The following is a 22,222-nucleotide window of genomic DNA, read 5'->3' on the forward strand; positions in this document are numbered from 1 at the left end:
GGGTCGCAGCCGGAATCGATGAGGAAAACCCATATCATTCGGGCCGCCCCTTTCTCGATGCGCCTTGCTATCCTGCGCTAATGTTTCGCGCCCGCTCTGAAGCTAGTCATGAAACTCGGCGCTCGTCATTCCGACGACTGATCTTTTTGGCAGTTACGCTATTGTCTGCGGTGCCATCCTGCCGCGGCGATACGATCATTCGAATCGGTTCCCACCTCCAGGCCCGCACCACCGCAATCTCAAAAATTGTTCTTCCCTGGCTGGAAGCCGTGCGGGCTGAGGTTGGAGATCAGGTCACCATCAGGGAGTATTGGGGCGGCTCGCTGGGCCGCCACGCCGACAAGCAGATGGAGCTGGTGCAGAGCGGGGTGCTGGACATCGGTTACGTTGTCCCGGCCTACACTTCGGGTCAGTTTCCCGAGCTGGGTATCTTTGAGTTGCCCTATTTCTTCGAGTCGGCGGAAGTTGCCGGGCTGGTGGGGTGGTCCCTGTATGAGCAGGAAAAGCTCAGCGGCTTTGACCGGGTCCACCTGCTCGGAATATTCACCACGCAGCCGGCGGGGCTCTTTATGAGAACACCCGTCACGCGCGTCGAGGACCTCAGGGGTCTGAAGGTTCGTTCTCTTGGCGCGATCCACAACAGCTGGCTCGAAGCATTCGGTGCCGCAGCGCAAACCATGAACCCGATCGACATGAATCAGTCGCTGAGTCGGGGCATGCTCGACGGCGGCATCCAGGGCTGGTCCGGTATGCGAACCTTCGACAGCTTTCCGCTGGTTGATCAGGCTTGGTCGGTGCCGCTCGGCACCACCGCCTTTCTGCTGCTGATCAACCAGCAGAGCTGGGAACGGTTGCCGGAGCCGGTGCGTAAGGCAATGCGCAAGCACGGCGGTCCGGCGCTGGCCCGCGCCAGCGCGCTCGCCTTCCAAGCGTTTGGTGAGCGGATTCAAAGTGATCTGCGGCGGGAAAATCGCGTGGCAATTGTGGCGCCCGATGAAGGTATCGAAGCTGAGTTTCGCCGGCGCTCAAAGGATATTCATCGCGCCTGGGCGATGCGCACGCCGACGGGTTCGGAGATCTTCGATGCGGCGACACGCCTGCGAGACGATTTGCTGAGCGATGGTGTGATCGAAAATTGACCCTGACCTCTACGATCGACCGCTGGTTTGACCGGCTGACGGGTGCACTGGCGCTCGCCGGGTTTGCCGGTCTGGTGCTGTTTGCCGCGCTGACGTTCTACGACGGTACCGCGCGCTACTTCAACTGGCCGCGCGTGTCGGGCTTCAGCGACTACGCGGCGCTCTGGTTCCCCGTGGTAATCGCTTCATGTTTTCCGGCCAGCCTGATGAAAGGGTCCCACATTACCGTCAAGCTCGCCGGCAGCCTCGGCGGGCCGGGATGGCGGCGTTGGTTGGACGGTTTTGCTGCCGCCGTCACGCTGGTGGTTTTTGCGCTGGTTGCATGGCAGCTGATTGAAATGAGCCGCGAGCTGGCGGCCGCCGGACGAACAACCCCCACGATTGAAATGCCCGTGGCGCCCTGGTGGTTTGCGGCGAGCGCTATCTTCGCCTTAAGCGTTCCCGTCCAGGGCTGGGTGCTGCTGCGGACGCTTGGCGGGGCGTGGCGCGGCGAGGACGCGCCGCGGTCAGCGGGAGAATCGCTTTGACCGGGGATATGTGGATCGGTCTGGGCGGGTTGGCCGGCCTTTTCCTGCTGATCGCCCTGCACGTTCCCATCGGCGTTGCCCTGATCCTCGTCGGCGTGTTGGGCACCGGCACGCTGATCGGCTTTGAGCCCGCTCTGAGCCTGCTGGCGATCGAACCGTCGGCCTCCATGGCGTCAGAAGGTCTAGCCATCGTCGCCCTGTTCATCCTCATGGGAAACCTGGCGCACGTCAGCGGATTGTCGGCTGAGCTCTACCGGGTCGCCGATCATTTCCTCGGCCATCTTCGGGGCGGACTGGTATTCGCCACCGTGGGCGCCAGCGCCGGTTTCGGCGCGGTTTGCGGTTCATCGGTTGCCACCACGGCCACCATGGCCAAAATTGCCCTGCCGGAGATGCTTGACCGCGGCTACGCGCGGTCACTGGCGGCCGGGTCGATCGCTTCGGGTGGAACGCTCGGCATGATGATTCCGCCGTCGCTGATCCTCATCCTCTACGGCGTTCTGACCGAGAACTCCGTGATGGCGTTATTCATTGCCGCCATTGTTCCGGGAGTGCTCGCCGTGGTGTTCTACGTGCTGAGCGTTTTTCTGACCGTACGATTACGCCCAGCGCTGGCCGCGCCAGGGCCACGCCGCACGTGGGCCGATCGGCGCCGGGCACTGGTCGACAGCTGGGGCATTGTCACCCTCATTGCGGCGGTGTCGGGCGGCATCTATGGCGGCGTCTTCACCGTGGCTGAGGCGGCGGCGGTTGGAACCACCGCGGCGCTGCTGCTCGGCGTGTTTCGAAGGCGCCTGGACGGCCGAAAATTTATCGCCTGTCTGCGCGATTCGGCTTCGAGTACCGGGATGATCTTTGTCATCATCATCGGCGCTTCGGTATACAGCTACTTTGCGACGTTGTCTGGTTTGCCGACCGCAATCGTCGATTGGATCAGCGGGCTCGGTCTGCCGCCCCTGGCGGTCATTACTATGCTGTTGTTGATGTACCTGGTGCTCGGCAGCGTGTTCGACACCATTGCGGCGATGGTGCTGACGCTCCCGGTGGTGTACCCGCTGATCCTTGACATGGGTTACGACCCGATCTGGTGGGGCATCATCAACGTGGTGGTGATGGAGCTTGGAATGATCACCCCACCGTTTGGCATCAATGTCTTTGTCCTGCGGGGTATGGCGAACGACATCCCGCTGGGCGCCATCTACCGGGGCGTCGTGCCTTTTGTCGTCGCCGACCTGCTGCGTTTAGTGGTGCTGGTGCTGCTGCCGGCGTTGACCCTATGGCTTCCGATGGAGCTGGGCTGGATCAAAGCCAAGTAGATCAAGCATCTACGCCGCCCCAAATCGCGTCCGCGGTCTGGACCACGAGCTCGAGCTTGCGGCGCTGATCGTCGAACGTCAGCTCGTTGCCCTCCTCGGTGGAGGCGAATCCGCATTGAGGCGCGATGCCGAGCTGATCAAGATCAACGTATTTGGACGCCTCATCGAACTTTCTTTTAAGTGCCTCCACCGGCTCCAACTGCGGCGTCTTGGTCGTAATGAATCCCGGCATGACGCGCTTATGGCCTTTCGGCAAAAGGCGAAGTGGCTCCAGCCCTCCAGCGCGGTCGCTATCGTATTCCATGAAATAGATGTCGACATCGGTCTGGTTGAACACTGCGTCCGCAGCGGGGTCGTAGGCTCCCTCTGCCGCCCAGGTTGATCGGAAATTTCCGCGGCAAAGGTGCATGGCGATGACCATGTCGTCAGGCCGGTCCTCGATCGCGTCGTGCATCATCTTGGCGTACTGGGTGATTAGCCAGTCCGGATCCATGCCCTGCGCGCGTTTTTCCTCGCGATGTTTCGGGTCGCAAAGGTAAGCAAAAAAGATGTCGTCCAGCTGCAGGTAGCGGCAGCCTGCTTCGTAAAAGGCGTGAACCGCCTTTCGGTAAGTCTGGCCAACGTCGTGGAACAACACTTCCGGATCTTTGTAGGCTTCAACCTTGATGTCATCGGCGGCGGTGCGGAAATGGCAGGCGCTCGGTCCGGGGATAGAGATCTTGGGCTGGACCTGACTGACCGACTGCAGGAAGCGAAAATGATCCAGCATCGGATGGTCGTCCGGGAAGTCGAGCCTGCCCGTGATCGTTGGGAAGATCGGCCGCAGATTCATACCGTGAAACGGTAACCCCTCGTTGCGCTCGACCAGCTCCAGGCCCTCAAGCGCCGCCATAAAATCGTAGTGCCAGAACGACCGACGCATCTCGCCGTCGGTCACCGCCTGAAGACCAACACTTTCCTGCATGGTGACCATGTCGCGGATCGCGTCGTCTTCGACCGCCTTGAGCTCGTCGCAGGTCGCAAAACCGTCAGGCCCCAGCGCTTCAGCCTGGTAGGCCTTTCGGGCCTTGTGAACAGACCCCGGTCGGAGGAGGCTGCCAACGTGGTCAGCGCGGTAAGGAGCCTTGGAATTCATGTTGTTCTCCCTCAAGAAACCGATGGATCACGGCACACACTATGGTAGCGTTTCCCCGACTCTCCGGGGTGACTGACGCTATGGATACCGCGCAACTGTTTCAACACGCCGGCCAGGCCGCGATGCTCGGCTGGGTGATTCTGCTATTGCTGCCGCGACATCGCTATGTGTTTTGGCTGCCGCGCTACGCCATTCCTTTTGGGTTGTGTCTGCTCTACGCGGCGCTTTGGTTTGGCTATGGATTTACCGGCGACGGTGGATTTGATTCGCTAACCTCCGTACGTGCGCTGTTTGAGCGCGACGAGGTGCTGCTGGCCGGCTGGGTGCATTACCTCGCGTTTGATTTGTTTATCGGCAGCTGGATTGCGCAGGAGGCGGATGCGCTGCGCATCTCACGCCTGCTGCAGGCGCCTTTGCTGGTCGCGACCTTTCTCTTTGGGCCGGTTGGCCTTGGTATTTTTCTTGCGCTGCGCTCTGGCTACCGCTGGCGCCAGTCGGAGGTTGCGCCGTCGTGAGTACAGACCGTTTACTAACGCTCAGGCTGCCGCTGGCCGGCGCCCAAAACCCGGATCGGGTCACCCACCTGCTCGCCTCCGCGGCGCTTTTTGCTCTGGCGATGTTTGTGGTGCTGCTCCCGCCCTGGCTTACCGATCCACGTCTGTTCGAAGGAGCGCCAATCTTTTCCAAGCCGCAGAAGTTCAACCTGTCGATGGCGGTGCATTTCTTTACGCTGGCGCTGCTTGCTCAACAGCTACCCCGGGCGGTCCGGCGCGGGCCGATACTGCTAACCACCAGCTATCTGGCGGTGGCGGCGATGCTGCTCGAAATTATCTACATCACGCTCCAGGCGGCCCGCGGCCGCCGCTCACATTTCAATTTCGAAACGGGCATCGAGGCGAGTATGTATGCCGTCATGGGCGTTGGTGCCGTCACGCTGATCGCCGCTGCCGTGGTGCTGGCAATTCTGCTCTGGCGTCGCGGGCAGACGGATATGCCGGGCTATCGCTGGGGCTCGATCCTGGGATTGATCACGGGCTTTGTCGTTACCGGCGTCGTGGCGGGCGTCCAGTCATCCATCGGCACCCATCCCGCTGACGCTCACCCGTCCGGCGGTGCGGTCATCCCGTGGATCGGGTGGTCACGCGAGGTTGGTGACCTCCGGCCCGCTCACTTCGTCGCGCTGCACCTGATGCAGACGGTACCGCTGATTGGTTATCTGGCGGACCGTCGGGGTCTGGCCGCGGTGCCGATCGTGATTGTGGCCACGCTCCTGCAACTGGTGCTGGCGTTTGCGCTCTTTGCTCAGGCGCTTGCGGGCAAGGCGTTGTGGCCGATCTAGCAAACCTTTCTTGAGCGTGAACAAGAATGCCCGGGGCCGAGCGTCGGCACCGGGCATTAGCGTTACTCAAACCCGCTGCTGAATAGCGTGTCCACGGGTGAGACGACCTCCGTGGTCTCAGCTGCCGTGTTGTTGATCGACTGCGGATCTATCTCCGCAGCAGAGGCTGTGGCGATCATCGTCATTTGCGTATCGGTGTCGGGCGCCTGCACGTTGATGTCGACCGACCGGCTGTCGCCATTGGCGAGAATTCCAAGCTGGCAATCCACCCGGGTGCCGGCAGCGCTGCAGTCAAAACCGACGCTGGCTTCGCTGATAAACGTGCTGTCGAGGGGGAGGCTCGTCCCCAGCATGACGTCGCTGGCGTTACTCGGACCGTTGTTAGTCACGGTCACCGTGTAGGTGACCAGGCCATCTGGCTGCACAGGGTCTACGTTGTCCGTCAGTTCCACCGCGATATCCGCCACCGGATTGTTGCCGGTGACCAGCAGTGTGCCGGCTACCAGATTGTTATTGGTCACCGCATCGACGGTGTCTCCCTGAAAGGTGACGCTCACCGACTGGAGGTAAGGAAAGGTTGTATCGGCTGCGCCGTCAGCCTCCGCCCTGACTTGCATCGGCAGCAATCGATCTTGCGGCAGGATTACACCAAACAGCACGTTGCAGCTGATCTCGACCGCGTAATCGGCATACGGCGTCTGAGAGCAGCCGAAGTAGATGCTTGTATCGATCTCCACAGAGTTCGGGTCTACGCCTCGCATGATGTAGCGGTAGCCGGTGCCGATGGGCGCCGGCGACAGTCCATCATTTCTGAGCGTGATTTCCATTTCGACCGTCGTACCGCTGTCGACCGACTCCACGAGCGGGTCGCCGTCGGTGTTCGGCGCCAGCAGCGTCAGTTCGGGGACCACATCGAAGAAGGCGATGCTGTCACCCGGCGCTTCGACGGCACCCACATCGACCGGCCCGCCGTTATCGATGCCCGGAGCATCCTGAGGTCGCTGTCGGAAGGTTCCATCGATGGTAGTGTCGCTGGTCAGCAGCTCGTAGCCGCAGGCGTCGATGCCGGCGGCCTCCCCACTGGTCGCAAGCCCGAAGTCTCCGTTGTCCGGGTCGATCAGAGTCTGGCCGCGGTCGATCAGGTCCTCCACGTCCGTGACAAGGCTGAGACTAACCAGATCATCGGGATCGTCCAAGACGCTGCATCGCACCAGTGAATTTTCGGTCGGGGACGATGCCATATAGTCTTGAAAATCGTTCGAAATCAGGGGCAACGTAAAGTTGCTGTCCAGCATCAGTGATCCATCGATCCGAAATCGGTAATCAGTAGAGTTTCGTCGAATAAAGCCGCTGAAGAAGCCGAAATCGTCACCTTTGTTTCCGGTGCTCGTGAATTCGGCCGCGGTGCTGTTGATGAGCGCAAACTGATGATCAGCTTTTGACATAGAGGCGTGGAAAACGCTGTTGGCGCCGTAACCAAAGTGGCGATAGAAGACGCTGTTGGTGATCAGAACGTCACTGTCGCTGGCCGAGATAGCGGCCCCGCGAGGGTCATAATCGTGGACGTCGAATCCTAATGGGCAGGTGTCCTGGTCATAGCTGGCTTCGTTGTCTCGAAAGAGGACCTTGTCGATACGCAGCGTGGAATCGATCGAATAGATCCCGCCACCGTGGCCTGGTTCATGCGTGCAAAATTGAAAGGCCACAACCTCGAATTCGACGTCGTAGTCACCGATGGATTGATTTTCGGCGATCAAGATACAGGCTTCCTGCTCAGCTGGATCCTGCCCGCAGGCCATACTGCTGCTGATGGCGCCGTTTAGCGTTAGGTGGCTGTCATCCCTGGCGTAGATCCCAGCGCCGCGGACGGCCCGATTGCCCGTCATCTTCATGCCTGCAATGGTGGCTTGAGAACGATTCAGAAAGATCCCGCCGCCTACGTGGCTGTTCTTGCCAGCCCCCGGATCTTTGTGGTCGCTGATCTGGACTAGGGCGGCATTGTCTTCTACAAAAAGTGGCTGGCTGCGTCCGGTCGTCATCGTTGAATCGACGAGGTAGAGGCCGCCGCCACCGAGCAACGACAGCGCATCAAACTCTTTCGCGGACGGGAAATCCGACAGCATGCGAAGCGCGCGGTTGTCGCGGATGACTCGTCGCTCATCGCTTTGATCCGGATCGTTGCGTGTCGTGAGGCTGCAGTTTTCCAGGTACATGCCGCCGCCAAGTCCACTCTCCGGATTTTCTACCGCCGGATTGCCGCTGAAATAGATGGCGTCGTTGCCGGAGATTTGGCCTGACTGAAATTCAATAGTTCCGGTATCGCAGGCGATACCCCCGCCGCGCGACGCGCGATTGCCGGAGATCTGAATCGACTTCAGCACCAGCTCCTTGCCGCCGGCGCCGTTCATCGCAATCGCGCCGCCCCGGCTGACTGTGTCATCGAACCCGTTGTCCAGCAGCGATACGTTATCGAGTACCAGACGGGACGTAACTGCCGTATTGCCGTTCACCATAAGGATGCCCGAACCGGTTGCCGCCCGGAGATTGCGCAGGACAAAGTTGTTTAGTCGAATGACCACGTTGTTATTGCCGACGCCGGTGGATATACCGCTCAAGCCCTGGGAAAGCTGATCGCCGTCGATTTCCGTGGTGCTTGTCGGCGAGCCGCCGCAGCTCGTATAACCCCCGGTGACTTCCACCGAGCGATTGAGCAGAACGGGCTCGGTGACCAGGAGGTCCTGGTTCACCAGGATATGAAATTCGCCGTCGGCCGCGTTGACCGGCACGGCCTGGTGCGCGTCGTTGATTGAGTTGAAGTCGCAGGAAGGCTCGTCACCCACCCGCAGCAGCGTTTGCGCCTGTAGCGAACTTGCTGACATCGCTAGAGTTAAGGGAATCAGAAATTTCATCGTGTTCTCCATCGTTTTTAAAGTCGTTGGCAGGGTTTTCTGCCCGTCATTGGCTAGAAACGAGGGGAAATCCAATGTTCGCCAAATTTTTTTGATTCAGCGGTGGTTAACGGATTGGCACGAAGAGTTTTTCAAATAAATCAGTTGCTTGGAGAGCTGTTGCGGCTGAGCAAAGAGAGCCAGCCTCTGTGCTACGATCGAGCTGGAAGCGCATAAGCGCTCATGAGTCGGAGCTAAAACACCCCCGATGTCTGGCGTCCTATTGCTTGAAACCGGCGGCGGTCTGGAAGTGCTGACCCGTTTTGCGGACGACGACGCGCAGACGAGCGGCCGTCACCTCGAGCCAGGTACGCCGATCGGTCCATATGAGGTAGGCGAGCGCGTTGGGCACGGGGGCATGGGGTCGGTCTATCGGGCCGTACGTCGGCACGACGGCTTCGAACAGGAGGTGGCGCTCAAGATCATCCGATCTGGCAGCGTCCCTCGCGACGAGCTGCTTGCCAGGTTCAGGCATGAGCAAAGGATTCTGGCAAGCCTGAACGCTCTCGGCGTGAGCCGAATGCTGGACAGTGGAGTCAGCGAGAACGGCCATCCTTACCTGGTGATGGAATACATCGAGGGTATGCCGCTGCAGGAGTATTGTGAGCAGCGCGAGCTTTCGACTCGCGATCGACTTGAGCAGCTCATCCGCCTTTGCCGCATCATCGCGCACTGCCATCGGCGCGGGGTGATCCACGGCGACATCAAATCGAATAACGTGCTGATCGACACCGATGGCGAAGTCCGGCTGCTCGATTTTGGTATCGCCGAAATGCTGGGCGACCGCGAGCATCCCGAGTCCGATGAGCCGCGTTCGGTTGCTATGACCCTGGCGGTGGCGAGTCCGGAGCAGGCACTGGGTGAACCCGTGACCACCGAGTCCGACGTTTACCAGCTTGGGCTGATGATTTACAGCTTGCTGTCCGGAACAACACCCCACCGCGTTCAGCCGGAGTCGGAGCCAGACACCTGGGCAACCCAGATCACCACGCTGCCGCTCCCGTCAGTCGACGAACACGTGAGGTGGCTCAAGCGGGATCGGGTCTCTGACTTTGGCGACCTCAACGACATCGCTCGAACGGCGACCGCGAAGAATCCTGAGAGCCGTTACCGCAGCGCAGACCTCCTGGCCGACGATCTGCTCAGCTATCTCGATCATCGGCCAATTTCGACCCGTCAGCACGATCGCTGGTATCGCCTGGGTAAATTGATGAGGCGAAACCGCCTGGCGTCAGCGTTGGCGTTGCTTCTATCGGTCGCCTTGCCGACGGCGCTCGCTGCGTATATCCAGCAGCTCAACGCGAGCCGGGCCGCGGCGGAGACGGCGGCACTCAAGGCCAGCCGCACGCTCGACTTTATCTCCAGCCTGTTTGAAATCTCGGCGCCGGAAAACCGCCTTGGCGAACCGGTCACCGCCAAGCAGCTTCTCGATCAGGGTGTACAGAAGCTGGAGCCGCTGCGGCAGTCGGATCCTCGGAGCTTTGCTGAACTTCGTCTCGAACTGGTCGGACGTTACCTGCGGCTCGCGGAGTATGGTTCGGCCCTCGATCTTGCCGTAGACACGCTGGCGGTGATTCGCAGCGACGAGCGCTACGGCGATTTGCTGGTGTTCGCGCTGGACCAGCAGGCGACCGCCCTGAGCGGTCTTGAGCGTCACGCTGAGGCGCTGACGCTCGCGCAGCAGGCTTGGGACCTTTTCACCGTGGCGCCCGAAAATCATCCGAGGGTCAAGGCTTATCTACTGCACTACTCGCTCGCCAATGCTAGCTTTTTTCTAGGTCGGCTGGAGCAGGCCGAAGAGGAATCGCTGGCGGCGTTGGGCAGCCTTGACAGCGAAGAGGCGATGGAGGCGCAGGGGAACGTCAAAATTCGGATTCATCAGATGCTCGGCAATGTCTCTCGAAAGATGGGTAACCCTCAGGGTGCTCTCGAACAATTCCAGCTGGCCCACGATCGGGTGGTCGAGGAATACGGTTCTAACCATCCTGAATTTGTCCGCTCTCTGGGGAATCTGAGCCTGGCGAACTGGGGGCTTGGCAACTACGGCAAGGCGCTGGCGTTGAGCGAATCGGTCTATGACGCCAATCGGCGGGTCTACGGGGCGCGCAATAAGCACACGTCGACGGCATTGGGAAACCTGGCGCTAAACTACGTTGAGGTAGGGCGCTACGACGAAGCGATCGAAAAGCTCAGCGAGCAGCAAGGAATCGTCAGCGAGCTCGGCCTCGGTGCTCGCAGCGTCGGCAATAACTGGCACAACACGGGTTTTGCGCTTCAGTCGGCGGGACGCTATCGCGAAGCGCAGCAGTCCTATGAGCAGGCGCTGGACGCGATTGTCGAGGCAAGCGGCGAGGACTCGCTGTGGGCGGCCAATATGCTTGGCAATCTGGGAGAGGTGGCCGTCGAGCTAGGCGAATTTCAGCAGGCTGAGGCCTATTTCGAACGGTCTCTCAACATCAAACAAAAGCGCTTGGACGACACCAGCAGCGGGATGGCGTGGCCCTACTACGGGATGGGTTTGCTGGACCTGCGTCGAGGCCGCCTAGATTCTGCAACCGCCCATCTTGGCGAAGCGCTGGATCGCCTGATCGCGACGCTGGGACAGGATCATCCGGAAACGGCGTTTCCGCTTACGGCGCTGGGAATGCTCGCGATCGAAGCGGGAGACTACGCGGAGGCCCAGCGCCATCTGGAGAAGGCGCTGGCGCTACGATCTCACCTGCCATCGCAAGCCGGTCCGCGGCAGCAAACCGTGTCAGCGCTGGCTGAGGCGCTGGCGGCCCAGGGCAAAGAGGACGAGCTTGCGCGGCTAAGAGCACAGGTCGAGTAGAAGGCGACCAAGCTATACCGCTTTAAACCAGAACGCCTTCACCCTGCCCGTTTGTAAGTCGCTGTTTTAGAAGAGATTTAAATTGATTAGATTTCCGTTGGATTTCCTTCAAGACCTTCATAGCTGAATTCCGCACGATCAAGCTCACGATTTCGATCGATCAGGCAAAGGAGTGCAGGGCGTGAATACCAGCGCAGTCGATTTTCCCCGTTGGCGGTCAGTTGGCGACACCCTAAGGGTGTTCGCTCTTCTGGCAGGCCCCGCGCTGGCGATGGCCGGTACACCCCCGGAACCACCGCCCCCGGTTCCGGAGGTCTATGAACTGGTTCCTCTGGGCCCTGACTACCAGGGTCTGGCAATGAACGATGCCGGGGAGGTGCTGCTGACCGATGCGATCAACGTGGCTTTCGACGAACCCTTCGACGTGCAGCGCAGCATCTGGCGGGATGCGAATCGCGACGGCGTGATCGACAACGATGAGCTGGAGCCGGTGTGCCGCTGGCGGCGAACCTTCAGCACCCCCCAGAACGACTTTCCGCCGGATATGTTTCTTTCGGGGTGCAGCAACAGCGGCTTGGGAGGGCTACTGAATAATTTGGGTCAGGTGGTTCTGGTCGATTGGGAAGAGTCTCGAGTGGTGCTCTCCTGCACGCCCTTGCCCGGTCGAACCTGCGCGATGCGAACTGATCGCTTCGTGAAGGCCTTTTTCTGGAATCGTGGTTCCGTGACGTTGATTGACGACGTTGCCGACACGCAGGGCGGTGGCAATGGGGACATGGTCCAGAACACGCAAATCTCTGACCTGAATGACCTCGGTACTTTTGTTGGTCAGACCCTTCGGCTTTCACCTTTTGGCTCCGAGCCGTTTCTGTGGGACGGCGCGCTCCAGCGACAGCCGGAGCTACGAAATATCTTTGGCGCCCTTCGGATCAACAACCTCGGACAGATCGCCGCGCAGACTGATCTCATTCAGCCAAGCGGCACCATCGTGCCCTTCGGCGGGGTGATCTACGACTTGAACAACCTCGGAGACCTGGTCCTGACCGACGATATGGACCGCCGGGGACTCAACGTATGGCTCGAAGACGGCACCATCTATGACCTGACGCCGGCGCTGGTGGAGCGTGGTCAGGAGTTTGCGCCCAGCGCTTACGCGTTTAACGATCGGAGGCAGTTGGTATTCGTCACGCCAGACGAAAACCAGGACCGCAAGGTGATCAACCTGTTCCAGGACGACAACCAGAACGGCCAGGTTGATCCAGAAGAGATTTACGACCTGCGTCTGCGTTTGCCCGATCCTCTGCCGTTTGAGTTTGTTCGCCGTATCCGCAAGCTCAACAATCGGGGCCAGATGCTGCTCGATACCAGCACCGGTGATTACCTGATGCGGCCCCAGCAGCCCTGGCTGATGATGGTGGTGCTGGCGCTGGACGACACGCTGCAGTTCGACGCCGCCCGCCAGGCTGCGCGGGTGCAGGTGCTGCTCAACGATCTGGAGGCTGCCGCCATGAACCCGGCTGTGAAGGTGGTAGCGCTGGTGGACGGCCCGGAGCCAAACGACAGCTTCTACTACCTGATCCAGCCCGACGACAGCGATGAGCTGCTCGCCAACTACGAAGACGGCGTGAACCGCTTTCCGCTGGGGGAGGCGGATCTGGCGCAGGCCGGCACGCTCACCGAATTTGTGCGCTGGGCCCGCAACCGGGCGCCGGCGGCGTCCGAATTGCTGGTGCTGGAGGGCGCCGGTGGGGTCGGCGGTCTGCTCGTGGACGACACCTCCGAGTTTGAGCCGCCGTTTATGTCAATGAGCCAGTTTCAGGCGGCCATGGCGGACATCGGCAGCGACGGCCCGGTGGATGCGCTTTATCTGAAAACGCCCTTTCAGGCCATGCTGGAGGTGGGTTTTTCTGCAGCGCCCGGCGCGCGCTATCTGATTGCCAGCCAGGAATACATCTGGCGCTTCCCGGCCATCTATCGCCGTATCGGTGAGCGGTTGACGGGCGTCGGCGCGACCGAGCGGCTGGAGGATACGCTGCTGGCGCTTACCCAGGCCATTTCCGCTGAGCGGTCCATTGTTCTCGGAGGAGAAACACTGATTCCGGTAACAACGTCACTGGTCAACCTCAACAAGCTGCAGCCGGCGCTGGACCTCGCCAACCTGACGGCGCTGGCGCTGAACACCAATTTGCCGCTCTATCGCCCGGCGCTGGAGGCGACGCTGGACATTGTTCAGCGCTTTGATACGTCCGGTGACTCGCAGCATACGAAAGAAGACGATCTGATTGATCTGTTTGTTTTTGTTGGATTGCTACGCGGGTTTGCGGAGCAATTGCTCGACATCGACCCCGCCACCGACCCGCTGCTCAGTAGCGACATTACCGAAGCTGAGTTCAGGGCAGGTACCGAATATGTGGTCGGTGCGTTTCAATCTGAGGATGAAACGTCTGTCGGCACCGACGTGTCGTTTGCGCTAGGCGTATCGATTTTCTTCCCTAGCGATGCGAAGCGATTCTACGACGGCGCCAACTACAGCTTTGCCGCCGGCACCGTTTGGAACAGCGGCCCGGGCAACAAGGGTCTGGCGCCGAGCGGTCCTCCGCTGTACGAACCGCCCGCCTGGGGTCAGTTCATCGCGGACTACGTGGCGTTGACCAACCCTGATGCGCCAGGCGTGGACGATTTGCCCCGGCCCGACGTAGCGCAGCCGGTGCCGATCGACATCACGCCCAACCGGATTTTTGGCAATGGTTTTGAATCGGCTGCCGCGCCGTAGGTCCCTCGCAGGCGCGCCTTACCAACGCAACAGAAGTCTAAACGCGATCAGGCGCCGGCAAATCTTTTTGCAGCTGACTGCGAGCCTGCTGCCACTTTCGCTGCACCGTGCGATGGGTCATCGAGAGCGCTGACGCCACCTCGTTGTCCGACATGCCGGCAAAGTATTTGAGCTCAAAGACCCGGGCCAGATCCTCGTCACTCTGCTCTAGCCGCTGAATCGCTTTGTCGATCTGCAGCACGAGATGCAGCGGCTGGCTGTCGCCACTGACCTCCGCAAAATCCTGGGACGTTTCCGGTCGGGCGAGCTTGCGGCGTGCCTCATCAATGACAATCTGGCGAGCCGCCATGGCGGCGGTTCGAAAGAAGTGTTCCCGATTTTTGAACTCAAAGTTTTTGTTCTTGCTGAGACGCAGATAGAGGATATTGACCACCTCGGTGGTATCCATATTTCCACTGCGGCTCTGCCGCCGGGCGATGTTCTTCAGGTGCGAATAGACGAGCTTGTAGAGCGCCTGCGCGCTGTCCTGATTGCCGGACTGGCCCCGGTTGATCAGGTGGGTGATCTGGTCGTACTCGTCCTGTGGTTCCGACATTTCAATGCGGCGGCAGTGCCTGCCAGGTTGGTTGCCTAAGCATGCAGAAACCCGGGCCGGGAGTCGAGTGCCGGCCGGCCGCTAGGGTTATTGTCGGGCGAGGGGCTTACCGCTTCGCTGATGGCGCCAGCGGTCAACGGCACCGGCGACAGTCAGCACCACCGCCAACGCTCCGGTCAGAATTCCTAGCAGGCCCAGCGCCAGGGCCATTTGAAGCAGCAACGTCATCATCATCCATTACTCTGCCGTCCAGTTAATAGACGTCTAGGAACGGACAATCCCTCGCCGGTCGGCGAGAATCAGCTGTTGTTGGTGCTCGACGCGGAGCCGAGAAAATCCCGGATCGCCGAGACAAACGCCTGTGAGGAAGGCTCACGACCCAGCAGCAGGTGGTTGTCACTCTCAAGTCCCAGAAACTCTGCGTTGGGAATGGCGGTGGCGAGATCGATGCCGGTCTGCACGGGGATGCGCTGATCGCGTAGCGAATGAATTACCAGCGTTGGCACCCGAAGCTTGCTCAGGAGGTGTCGGACGTCGATGTCCCCGAAGGCGGACAAAAAGCGCACCGCATTTTCCGGCGACGCGGTGGCCCGCTGAAACTCGTTGAACCACTCCAACTCTTCCGGTGTCGCCGTAGGCATAAAGGTCGATGAAAAGATCTGCCGGTAGGCCGGGTTGTCCTGACCCCAGCCGGAGGCGGTTAACGTCATGATCGCCTCCCGCTCACGGATGGTCTCTTCGTTGGCGTCGATACGCCAACCTGCAGGATAGCCCCCGAATAAGATGAGCTTCGAGACCCGGTGCGGATGCTTGACCGCGTACGCGATAGAGACCGCTGCACCCTGAGAAATGCCCAGTAGTGCGAAGCGCTCCAGACCCGATGCGTCCACGACAGACTCAAGGTCGGTGACAAACGCATCGAAGGTCAGATCGTCCACGTCCCAGTCCGATAGCCCGTTGCCTCGTTCGTCATAACGAATCAATCGATAGTCCATGGCGAGCTGGCGAAACAGGGGACTCCAGATCGGGGCGTCCCAGTCCAGCTCGAGGTGGCTCAGCCAGTTCGCCGCCTTCACTAACGGGAGCCCCTGCCCGACCGTCGCGTAGGCGATCCGGACGTTGTCCTCAGCCATACAGAACTGGATCTTTTGTCGATCCAGGAATGGCCCCGCGCTGGAGGGTTCCGGTGCAGACTCTGAGCTCGACTGACTGGACACGCCGGTAGGCGCGCTCCAGTCTACGCCGGCCTGACTGAAGCGCTGAGCGTAAACGTCGCTCTGCTCACGAGCTTCATCGGCGAGGCCAAACTGTTCTAGCCGCGTGATCAGATTGCTGGCGGCTCGGCGGCTGAACGGCTCCGCTTCACACCACGCCCGAGCCAGCGGCAGCAGTCGGCCCGGCGCCAGGCCTGGATGGGTGGCGAGCCGAGCCATAACCCGTTCGCGCAAGCGCTCGATCTCCTGGCGTTGCGCCGTCAGCCAGTGGGCAAAGGTCGGCTGGTCGGACAGATCGCACCCGTCCAGCAGCGTCTCGGACAGCTTCTCGGAGATCTGTTCCAGTCTGGCCAGCGCGGTATCTTCAGCGTCGATCTCTGCGGCGAGCTTTCGGCGGTCGATTTCGATCTGGGTACTGTCGATGCCGGCCCGTTCCCGGTCGGTGATGAGCCGATCCTCGTCGCCGGCTTTGACCAGAGGCCGAATCTTGCTGAGCGACCAGCGAAGCGCGCCGCGGGGATCATCAGGTTTCCACCACAGGAGTTCGCACAAACTTTCCCGACGATGCGACCGACCGGTGAGAAGCAGATAGCCCAGCAGCGCGCGGGTGCGCTTTGAGGCGGGCAGCGGCACCGCCTCACCGTCGCGGTGAATTGTCAGTTCGCCGAGCGTCTTAACCACCAGCTGAGACATTGGGTCGAGGCGTCATCCCTGTCGGACCATGTGCTGATTACATTTTCCCGAAAAAAGGAGAAATTTCCACGATGTTGGCCAATTATTTTGCCTTTCTTCAGAGGTGTCCCAACTGGCGATAAACAGGCTGGGCTCGGTCCTAGCATGCTAAATTGCGCGGATGCTTGAGCAGCTGCTGACCCCCCAGGTGCTGTGGATTCTGGCCGGCGCCTCGCTGGTCATGTTTGTGGCTTCGCTGATCGCCGTCCCCTGGTTTGTCGCGCGGATTCCCGCCGACTATTTTGCCGGTGAGGAACGGCCTCCTGCCGTGGCGTTTCGCAACCAGCCCGTGCTGCGGTTGCTGTTCAGGCTCCTGGCCAACGTGCTGGGGCTGATCCTGATCGCTGCCGGCATCGTGATGCTGGTACTGCCTGGGCAGGGCATTCTCACGATCATTGCAGGCCTGCTGGCCATGAGCTTTCCCGGTAAATACCGCTTTGAGCAGTGGCTGGTAGGGCTGGGCCCCGTGCATCGTTCGATCAATGCGCTGCGGCGCTACCGCAACCAGCCGCCGTTGCAGCTACCCAATGAGCCGCTACCCTAGTGAACGGAAACTTGGGATAGCGCACGCTTCGCCCGTCCGGCGCTCTGGGTTCCTGCCGTTCCTTCGAAGCTGTCCCGAAACACCCGGTCAGTTTGGACGGCGCTAACGCCCAGAGTGACCCAATCCGAGGGTGCCGATTCCATCATGTTCTCTGACAGGCTGGCGATCCGGTACTGGTAAACCGTATTCGGCCGTACGTTCGCGTCGGCAAAGCCGTTGACCGGGCTGAAGCCCACGCTGTAGATGGTGGTGGAACCCTCCTCGCGCCGATAGATGCGGTAGCCGACGACACGGTCATCTTCCTCGATGCTCCAGTCGAGGAAGGCTATCGTGCCCACCTGGTCGGTGGAAGGACGCGGGTCGAACGGCACGGGCATGGCGCCAAATTCGACGGTGAGCGTGTTGTTGTCCAGCGTCGTCTCCGCAGGGCTCATCTCGGGGTTTAGCGTTACGTAGAGCGTATGCACCTCGTCTCGCTGAAAGGTGCGAGGGATCGGCACGCTCAAGACCTGCACCGCGGGGCCGTAGTCGGGTCGGATTAGCCGCTCGCCGGCGGATGAGCCGACGCCGAGTGGCCCATCCCAGTAAGCCGCCAGCGTCACTTCGCTATTGAAGGCCTCACCGAGGTTATCGAAGGTCACCTCAACGTCGACCGTCTCACCGGCACTGAGGATTCGCGATGCCGGCACCGCTCCGGTCAATGCACCATCGGGACCGCGCTGCTGGACGTTGATGAAGACGCCTACCGTGCTGTCGAGCCCTTTGCTCATGACGCCCGGTACTGGACCGGTGACCACGTCGCTGGCGATGGACTTGCCGAGGCGGGCCTGAGAAAGCTGTTCCACCGACAGGCCTTTGGCGTTCACCACAATCAGGTTGTTGCTGATCGGGTCAAACGTGGCCTCAGGCTGCCAGTTGACCGCGCCGTCGTTGCTGAGCTGCGAATTCTCGCCCACGCTCAGGTCAGCGAGTGTGGTTCGGTACTGGAAAAGATCGCCGGTGCCGGTCACCACGCCGATTGACTGATTGCTTGCCGGGTTGCCCTCAATGCCGACCTGGCGGCCAACGATTGAAACCCGGTCAAAGCTGTCGATCTGGATGGTCGGGTTTTCGACATAAATCTGCAGACCGTCGTCGAGCAGCGCCTGACCGAACCAGGTGCACGTTCCGGCCGAGCAGTTGCGGGCCCGGGCAAGCCACAGCGAGCGTCGGTTGCCAAAAAAGGTTGTGTCGCTGGATTGGGTGAAAGCCACGGCGAAAGTCCCGTCTGAGAAGTCATCAGCGGAAGGTGAGCTGACACCCGCAGGCAGAGTTGTCGCTTTCTGCGGCCCGGCCGTTTCTTCGATGAACTCGTACCAAAGCTCCCGCGACTGAAGGTTGAGGTTCTGGCGAGTGGCCAGCGGATTGCGAATCCAGGTAATCACGGGCTGTGCCGAGATCCCCTGCAGCAGGTCGCCGGCGATATACAGCGGCTCGGCCTGCACGTCTTTGGCCGTACTGCCGGGATCCACCGTGGTGACCGGCGACCAGGACTGCGTTGCACCATCAAAACGGGCGTAACGCAGCTTGATGCTCTGTTCGTTGATGTCACCCGCCGTATCGATTTCCCAGACGGCCAGGATCTCCCCACCCGGCGCACAGCCCGGGTCTCCCCCCATGCACGCCGCGAGCTCAACACCTCCCTCACCGGTACTTGGGAGCGTCAAATCCAGCGTTGGCCCCCATGTGCCGTTTTCCAGCACCGCGTAAACCATATGCTGAAACTCGGTGCCCGGGAGCCGATTCGGTCCAGGCTCGTCGCAGCTGAGCGCGCCGGTGAGCGTATCGGCGTAGCTACTGGACGGATCGTCGTGGCACGGGTCGTCGGACACCTGATCGGGCAGCGCGTCGAACGCCGCCTGATCGAGCGAGGACTGTGCCCAGACCGCGATGCCTTTACCGACGTCGAAGAACGCCGCCGCCGGCCGCATCGCGCCGGGGCCGGAATCCAGATCCTGCAGGTCGCCGGGCGTTCCCGCCGCCAGCCCAAAAGACTTGATGCCGGTGTCGGTCGCGTACACGCTGGCCGTGGTGCCAAACCCGTCAGTGGCGATGGCAAGCTTGCCGGCAATAGGTCGCTGAATGTTCTTGCGGCTTTTGTTGAGTCCGGACACCACACACATGTTTGGTTCGGCGTAGTCGATCATCCGCTCACTGAACCGCAGCTCAGCGCAGAGGGGGCATGGCCCGAGTGCAACCTCCAGCACGATGTCCATTACAAAGTTAAAGCAGGGCCGTGTCGCCAACTCGTTTAGGAGTGTGTTGGTAACAACAATCGGCATGCTGATGCCCAGCGCCGGCGAAGCGGTGGCGCTGGCACTGACGATCCCGCCAAGCGCGCTGAGATCAACGAACAGGTCGAGCCCGCCGTTCACCTCGGGTTCGACGAGCCCGTCGACGTCGATGATCAGATCCGCCTGATCCAGGAAGGCGAAGTAGGTCAACGTTGCGCGGAACCAGACGTCAGCACCGATGGTGAGCGCCGCGATGGGCGGTACGCCCCAGGCGTAGCGGAAAAGCGGAATCTTTCCTGTGTCGAGAATCGTCCGCGGCCCGGAGCTGCCGGTTGTTTCAAAGCCGATGCCCTGGTTGAAACGTCGTTTCAGGCACTGCACGACCCCCTCACCCGGGTTGCAGTCGTCGTCGACGAGCGTTTTGCGAAAGGCCTGATGCTCTGCAGGTGTCAGGTCGCGGCTCGCGAAACTTGCCGCGGAGCCCGTAAGAAATGTCTCGACCAGTTTTCCCGGGCCGGTCGGCTGATTGGCGACAACCTGGTCGGAGAAACCGGTACGTTGGATGGTCTCAACCACGCCTCCATTGATCACCTGACGCATGCTCGCCATCTCCATATTGTCGTTTTCAACGGTTCCGACATCTTTAGGCACGTTCGGGGCTGTGGCGTCATTGACCTTGTCCGCCTTCTCGTCAGCGCTGATGACGATGCGATCCAGGTTCCAGAACACGTTGACGTTCTCGAAGCGGTTCGGGTCATCCCACCAGGTTGGCCCCTGTTCGATGACCACTTCAAAGTCTTTGTAGTACAGCGCGCCGGTGTTTGTGGCGGTCTCGATTCGTCCGGGAACAATCGCTGACTGTGCGCCGTTGAGGTTCCAGGTGGCCAAGCCGCTGACCGCTATTCGGTAGGCGTCCTCCAAGGCACACTCAACGCCAGAGTCGGGCGTCATGACACCCACTACTTGGTTGCCGAGCTTGACCAACACGTCTTCTTCCAGTTCCCCGAAGAGTGCAGTCGACCAAGGTAGCACCAGAGTGGCGGTGCGGTCGTCCAAATCGGTGCCCCGCAGCTGGGGAAAAGCGATAACCTTGGAAAACCGAACGACGGCAGCGTCGTCCGGCTTGGCCAGACCCTCGATAAACGGTGTCGACTGCAGCTCCTGCTCCGCGCCAAGCTCGACCGTCGGCATGACCGAAATCAGTGTCTGGGTTGGGTCGAAGGGCACCTCAAAATCGGAGTCGAGGTTGCTGCGAAAAAAATAGGTGCCGTCAAACTCGCGCCGAAAGTCGTAGCGTAGCCCGCCATACAGGTTGGATCCCTCCTCCGTTCCAATGGGTATGCCGAATCCCAGCAGCAGGCCGTTCAGACGAATCAGAAACTCATTATCAAACGGGATCTTGGGTGGAATATATTCCACCTCACCGCCGGCCGTTGCGCGGATTTTGGTATTGGTGAAATTCAGGTAGTCGGTCTGCTGCGGGGAGAAGGCAAAGGAGAACTCGCCCTGGCTGTTGGTCACTCCGTTGTTGAGCGTCTTGGGGCAGCCGGTAGGCGTCAGCAGCTGAATATTCGGATTGACCAGCTGATTGTTACCGTGGAGTTCGGTTGCTAACACGTTGACCGACGTGGCTTCTTGCTCACCTTTGCCCGCAAGGGGATTAACAAACTGCGTGCCGGGCTCGATGAGAGCGGTTTTTGCCGCGACGTTCCAGATGGCGCCCACGATGGGCTCGTTGTCGCTAAGGTCCGGATCGTTTTCGCTCTCGAAAGCCACCAGCTTGCCGGTGATGGTGATACCAAACTCGTCCTGGAGCCCGACGGCGGCGGAGGGGTGCACAATACGGCCGGACTGGCCGGTCTTCGGATTGGTGTACACAAAGCCCAGCTGGTCTTTGTCGCTGCGGTCCGCCGGAGGAAAGCCGTTCTGGATTGACGGCAGGGCGACGTCGACACGGAAGCCCACCGGCTCGCCACCCAGCGGCGCCTCCTGGCCTCCCAGGTCGAATGTCAGCGGCTGTGTGTTGACCGGGTACTGACCACCTTCATCGGCGATCCACACCACCGACCAGCTGTAGTCCGTGACCCGCGTTCCCTCCGGCACGCTCAGCGTGCCTTCGACATCGATGATGTCGTTTCGACTGAAGCTCGATGGCCACGTTAATGAACGAACCGAAGGCGCTGCGAGCGTTTGCTCGCGCCGCAGCAAAGAATCGGAGCCGACGCCGACTACGCGTGTCCCGACTCGATTGATCAGCGTCGCAACAAGGGTTTCCTCGCGACCCTTGGGAATCACCACCGTGGTGGTGTACTCCGCTTCGCTGACGGCCCGCGAGCCGATGAGCGGGATGTCGTCCAAGTAGAACTCGATGAGGCCCGGTACCAGGTTGGAGAAGGTGACCGAAATTTCGGTGCCACCAAAACCCGACCGCTGGGCAAAGTCGATCACAGGCGGCTCGATCACCTCCAGTGCAGCGGTGGTCAGCAGCTCGTTTTCGGCATCGTCATACAGCTCAACTGTATAGGATCCCGGCGCTATCGAGTCAGGCAGGGGGCCGACAAATGCGCCTCGCCCTGCCGGATCGGTGGAGAAGCTGGTGATCAGTTGCAGCGAATCGCTGACGCCCGCCAGGCGCACAACGCGTTCCACCTGCGCGCCGTCGCCGCGCACGGAGCCGCTGAGGTCGCCGCCAACCGCCACTCGGTTGGGGAGCAGCTCGAACTGAAATTGTGCTATCGCCTGTGGGGCAGCAACGCACAGCAAAGCAAGGAGAGTCAGCTTTCGCATGAGGATCACTTTTCAATCGCAATACCCTCTGAATGCCAAAATGAGGAAAACCGCACAAATCCCCGTTACT

14 protein-coding genes are annotated in these 22,222 nt (G+C 60.7%); 8 read left to right on the forward strand and 6 right to left on the reverse strand.

Annotation, left to right across the window (positions count from 1 at the left end; genetic code table 11):
- The first annotated feature begins 146 nt into the window (after window positions 1–146).
- Genes dctP through AAF358_23355 form a run of 3 tightly spaced genes read left to right on the forward strand, consistent with a single transcriptional unit; the run spans window position 147 to window position 2,982 of the window.
- The gene (dctP, locus tag AAF358_23345; protein ID MEM7708510.1) at window positions 147–1,139 is read left to right on the forward strand and encodes a TRAP transporter substrate-binding protein DctP; all 993 of its coding nucleotides are present in this window, start codon (window positions 147–149) and stop codon (window positions 1,137–1,139) included.
- The gene (locus AAF358_23350) at window positions 1,136–1,666 is read left to right on the forward strand and encodes a TRAP transporter small permease subunit (GenBank protein ID MEM7708511.1); all 531 of its coding nucleotides are present in this window, start codon (window positions 1,136–1,138) and stop codon (window positions 1,664–1,666) included. The genes dctP and AAF358_23350 overlap by 4 nt, the downstream gene beginning before the upstream one ends.
- On the forward strand, window positions 1,663–2,982 hold the full coding sequence (locus AAF358_23355; protein ID MEM7708512.1) for a TRAP transporter large permease: 1,320 nt from the start codon (window positions 1,663–1,665) through the stop codon (window positions 2,980–2,982). The genes AAF358_23350 and AAF358_23355 overlap by 4 nt, the downstream gene beginning before the upstream one ends.
- 1 nt (window position 2,983) lies before the next feature.
- Here the strand turns inward: AAF358_23355 and AAF358_23360 are convergent, their stop codons facing one another.
- Entirely contained in the window at window positions 2,984–4,117 is a 1,134-nt protein-coding gene (locus AAF358_23360) for a 5-methyltetrahydropteroyltriglutamate--homocysteine S-methyltransferase (protein ID MEM7708513.1), read from the reverse strand.
- Window positions 4,118–4,197: 80 nt separating this feature from the next.
- Between AAF358_23360 and AAF358_23365 the strand changes: the two genes are divergently transcribed.
- Window positions 4,198–4,632 (forward strand): ABA4-like family protein, encoded by a 435-nt coding sequence (locus AAF358_23365; protein MEM7708514.1) that lies wholly within the window; start codon window positions 4,198–4,200, stop codon window positions 4,630–4,632.
- Complete coding sequence (locus tag AAF358_23370) at window positions 4,629–5,456, forward strand: hypothetical protein (GenBank protein ID MEM7708515.1); 828 nt, start codon at window positions 4,629–4,631, stop codon at window positions 5,454–5,456. Before AAF358_23365 ends, AAF358_23370 begins: the two co-directional genes overlap by 4 nt.
- Window positions 5,457–5,518: 62 nt before the next feature.
- Here the strand turns inward: AAF358_23370 and AAF358_23375 are convergent, their stop codons facing one another.
- Complete coding sequence (locus AAF358_23375; GenBank protein ID MEM7708516.1) at window positions 5,519–8,365, reverse strand: hypothetical protein; 2,847 nt, start codon at window positions 8,363–8,365, stop codon at window positions 5,519–5,521.
- Window positions 8,366–8,612: 247 nt separating this feature from the next.
- Here AAF358_23375 and AAF358_23380 point away from each other — a divergent pair, with 247 nt between their 5' ends.
- Both AAF358_23380 and AAF358_23385 read left to right on the forward strand, forming a co-directional pair.
- Window positions 8,613–11,234, forward strand: coding sequence for a tetratricopeptide repeat protein (locus tag AAF358_23380; protein ID MEM7708517.1), 2,622 nt, complete (start codon window positions 8,613–8,615; stop codon window positions 11,232–11,234).
- 181 nt (window positions 11,235–11,415) lie between these two features.
- Complete coding sequence (locus AAF358_23385; protein MEM7708518.1) at window positions 11,416–14,007, forward strand: hypothetical protein; 2,592 nt, start codon at window positions 11,416–11,418, stop codon at window positions 14,005–14,007.
- 37 nt (window positions 14,008–14,044) lie between these two features.
- Here AAF358_23385 and AAF358_23390 read toward each other — a convergent pair whose 3' ends face one another.
- From AAF358_23390 to AAF358_23400, 3 genes are all read right to left on the reverse strand, one after another.
- On the reverse strand, window positions 14,045–14,602 hold the full coding sequence (locus AAF358_23390; GenBank protein MEM7708519.1) for an ECF-type sigma factor: 558 nt from the start codon (window positions 14,600–14,602) through the stop codon (window positions 14,045–14,047).
- Window positions 14,603–14,689: 87 nt separating this feature from the next.
- Window positions 14,690–14,836 (reverse strand): hypothetical protein, encoded by a 147-nt coding sequence (locus tag AAF358_23395; GenBank protein ID MEM7708520.1) that lies wholly within the window; start codon window positions 14,834–14,836, stop codon window positions 14,690–14,692.
- Between the two features lie 65 nt (window positions 14,837–14,901).
- On the reverse strand, window positions 14,902–16,509 hold the full coding sequence (locus AAF358_23400; protein ID MEM7708521.1) for an alpha/beta fold hydrolase: 1,608 nt from the start codon (window positions 16,507–16,509) through the stop codon (window positions 14,902–14,904).
- Window positions 16,510–16,669: 160 nt separating this feature from the next.
- Between AAF358_23400 and AAF358_23405 the strand changes: the two genes are divergently transcribed.
- On the forward strand, window positions 16,670–17,092 hold the full coding sequence (locus tag AAF358_23405) for a PGPGW domain-containing protein (protein MEM7708522.1): 423 nt from the start codon (window positions 16,670–16,672) through the stop codon (window positions 17,090–17,092).
- Here AAF358_23405 and AAF358_23410 read toward each other — a convergent pair.
- Window positions 17,089–22,152 (reverse strand): hypothetical protein, encoded by a 5,064-nt coding sequence (locus tag AAF358_23410; GenBank protein MEM7708523.1) that lies wholly within the window; start codon window positions 22,150–22,152, stop codon window positions 17,089–17,091. The genes AAF358_23405 and AAF358_23410 overlap by 4 nt on opposite strands.
- Window positions 22,153–22,222: the final 70 nt, after the last annotated feature.

Source organism: Pseudomonadota bacterium (assembly GCA_039033415.1).
In the GTDB taxonomy this organism is placed as follows: Bacteria; Pseudomonadota; Gammaproteobacteria; order Xanthomonadales; family SZUA-38; genus JANQOZ01.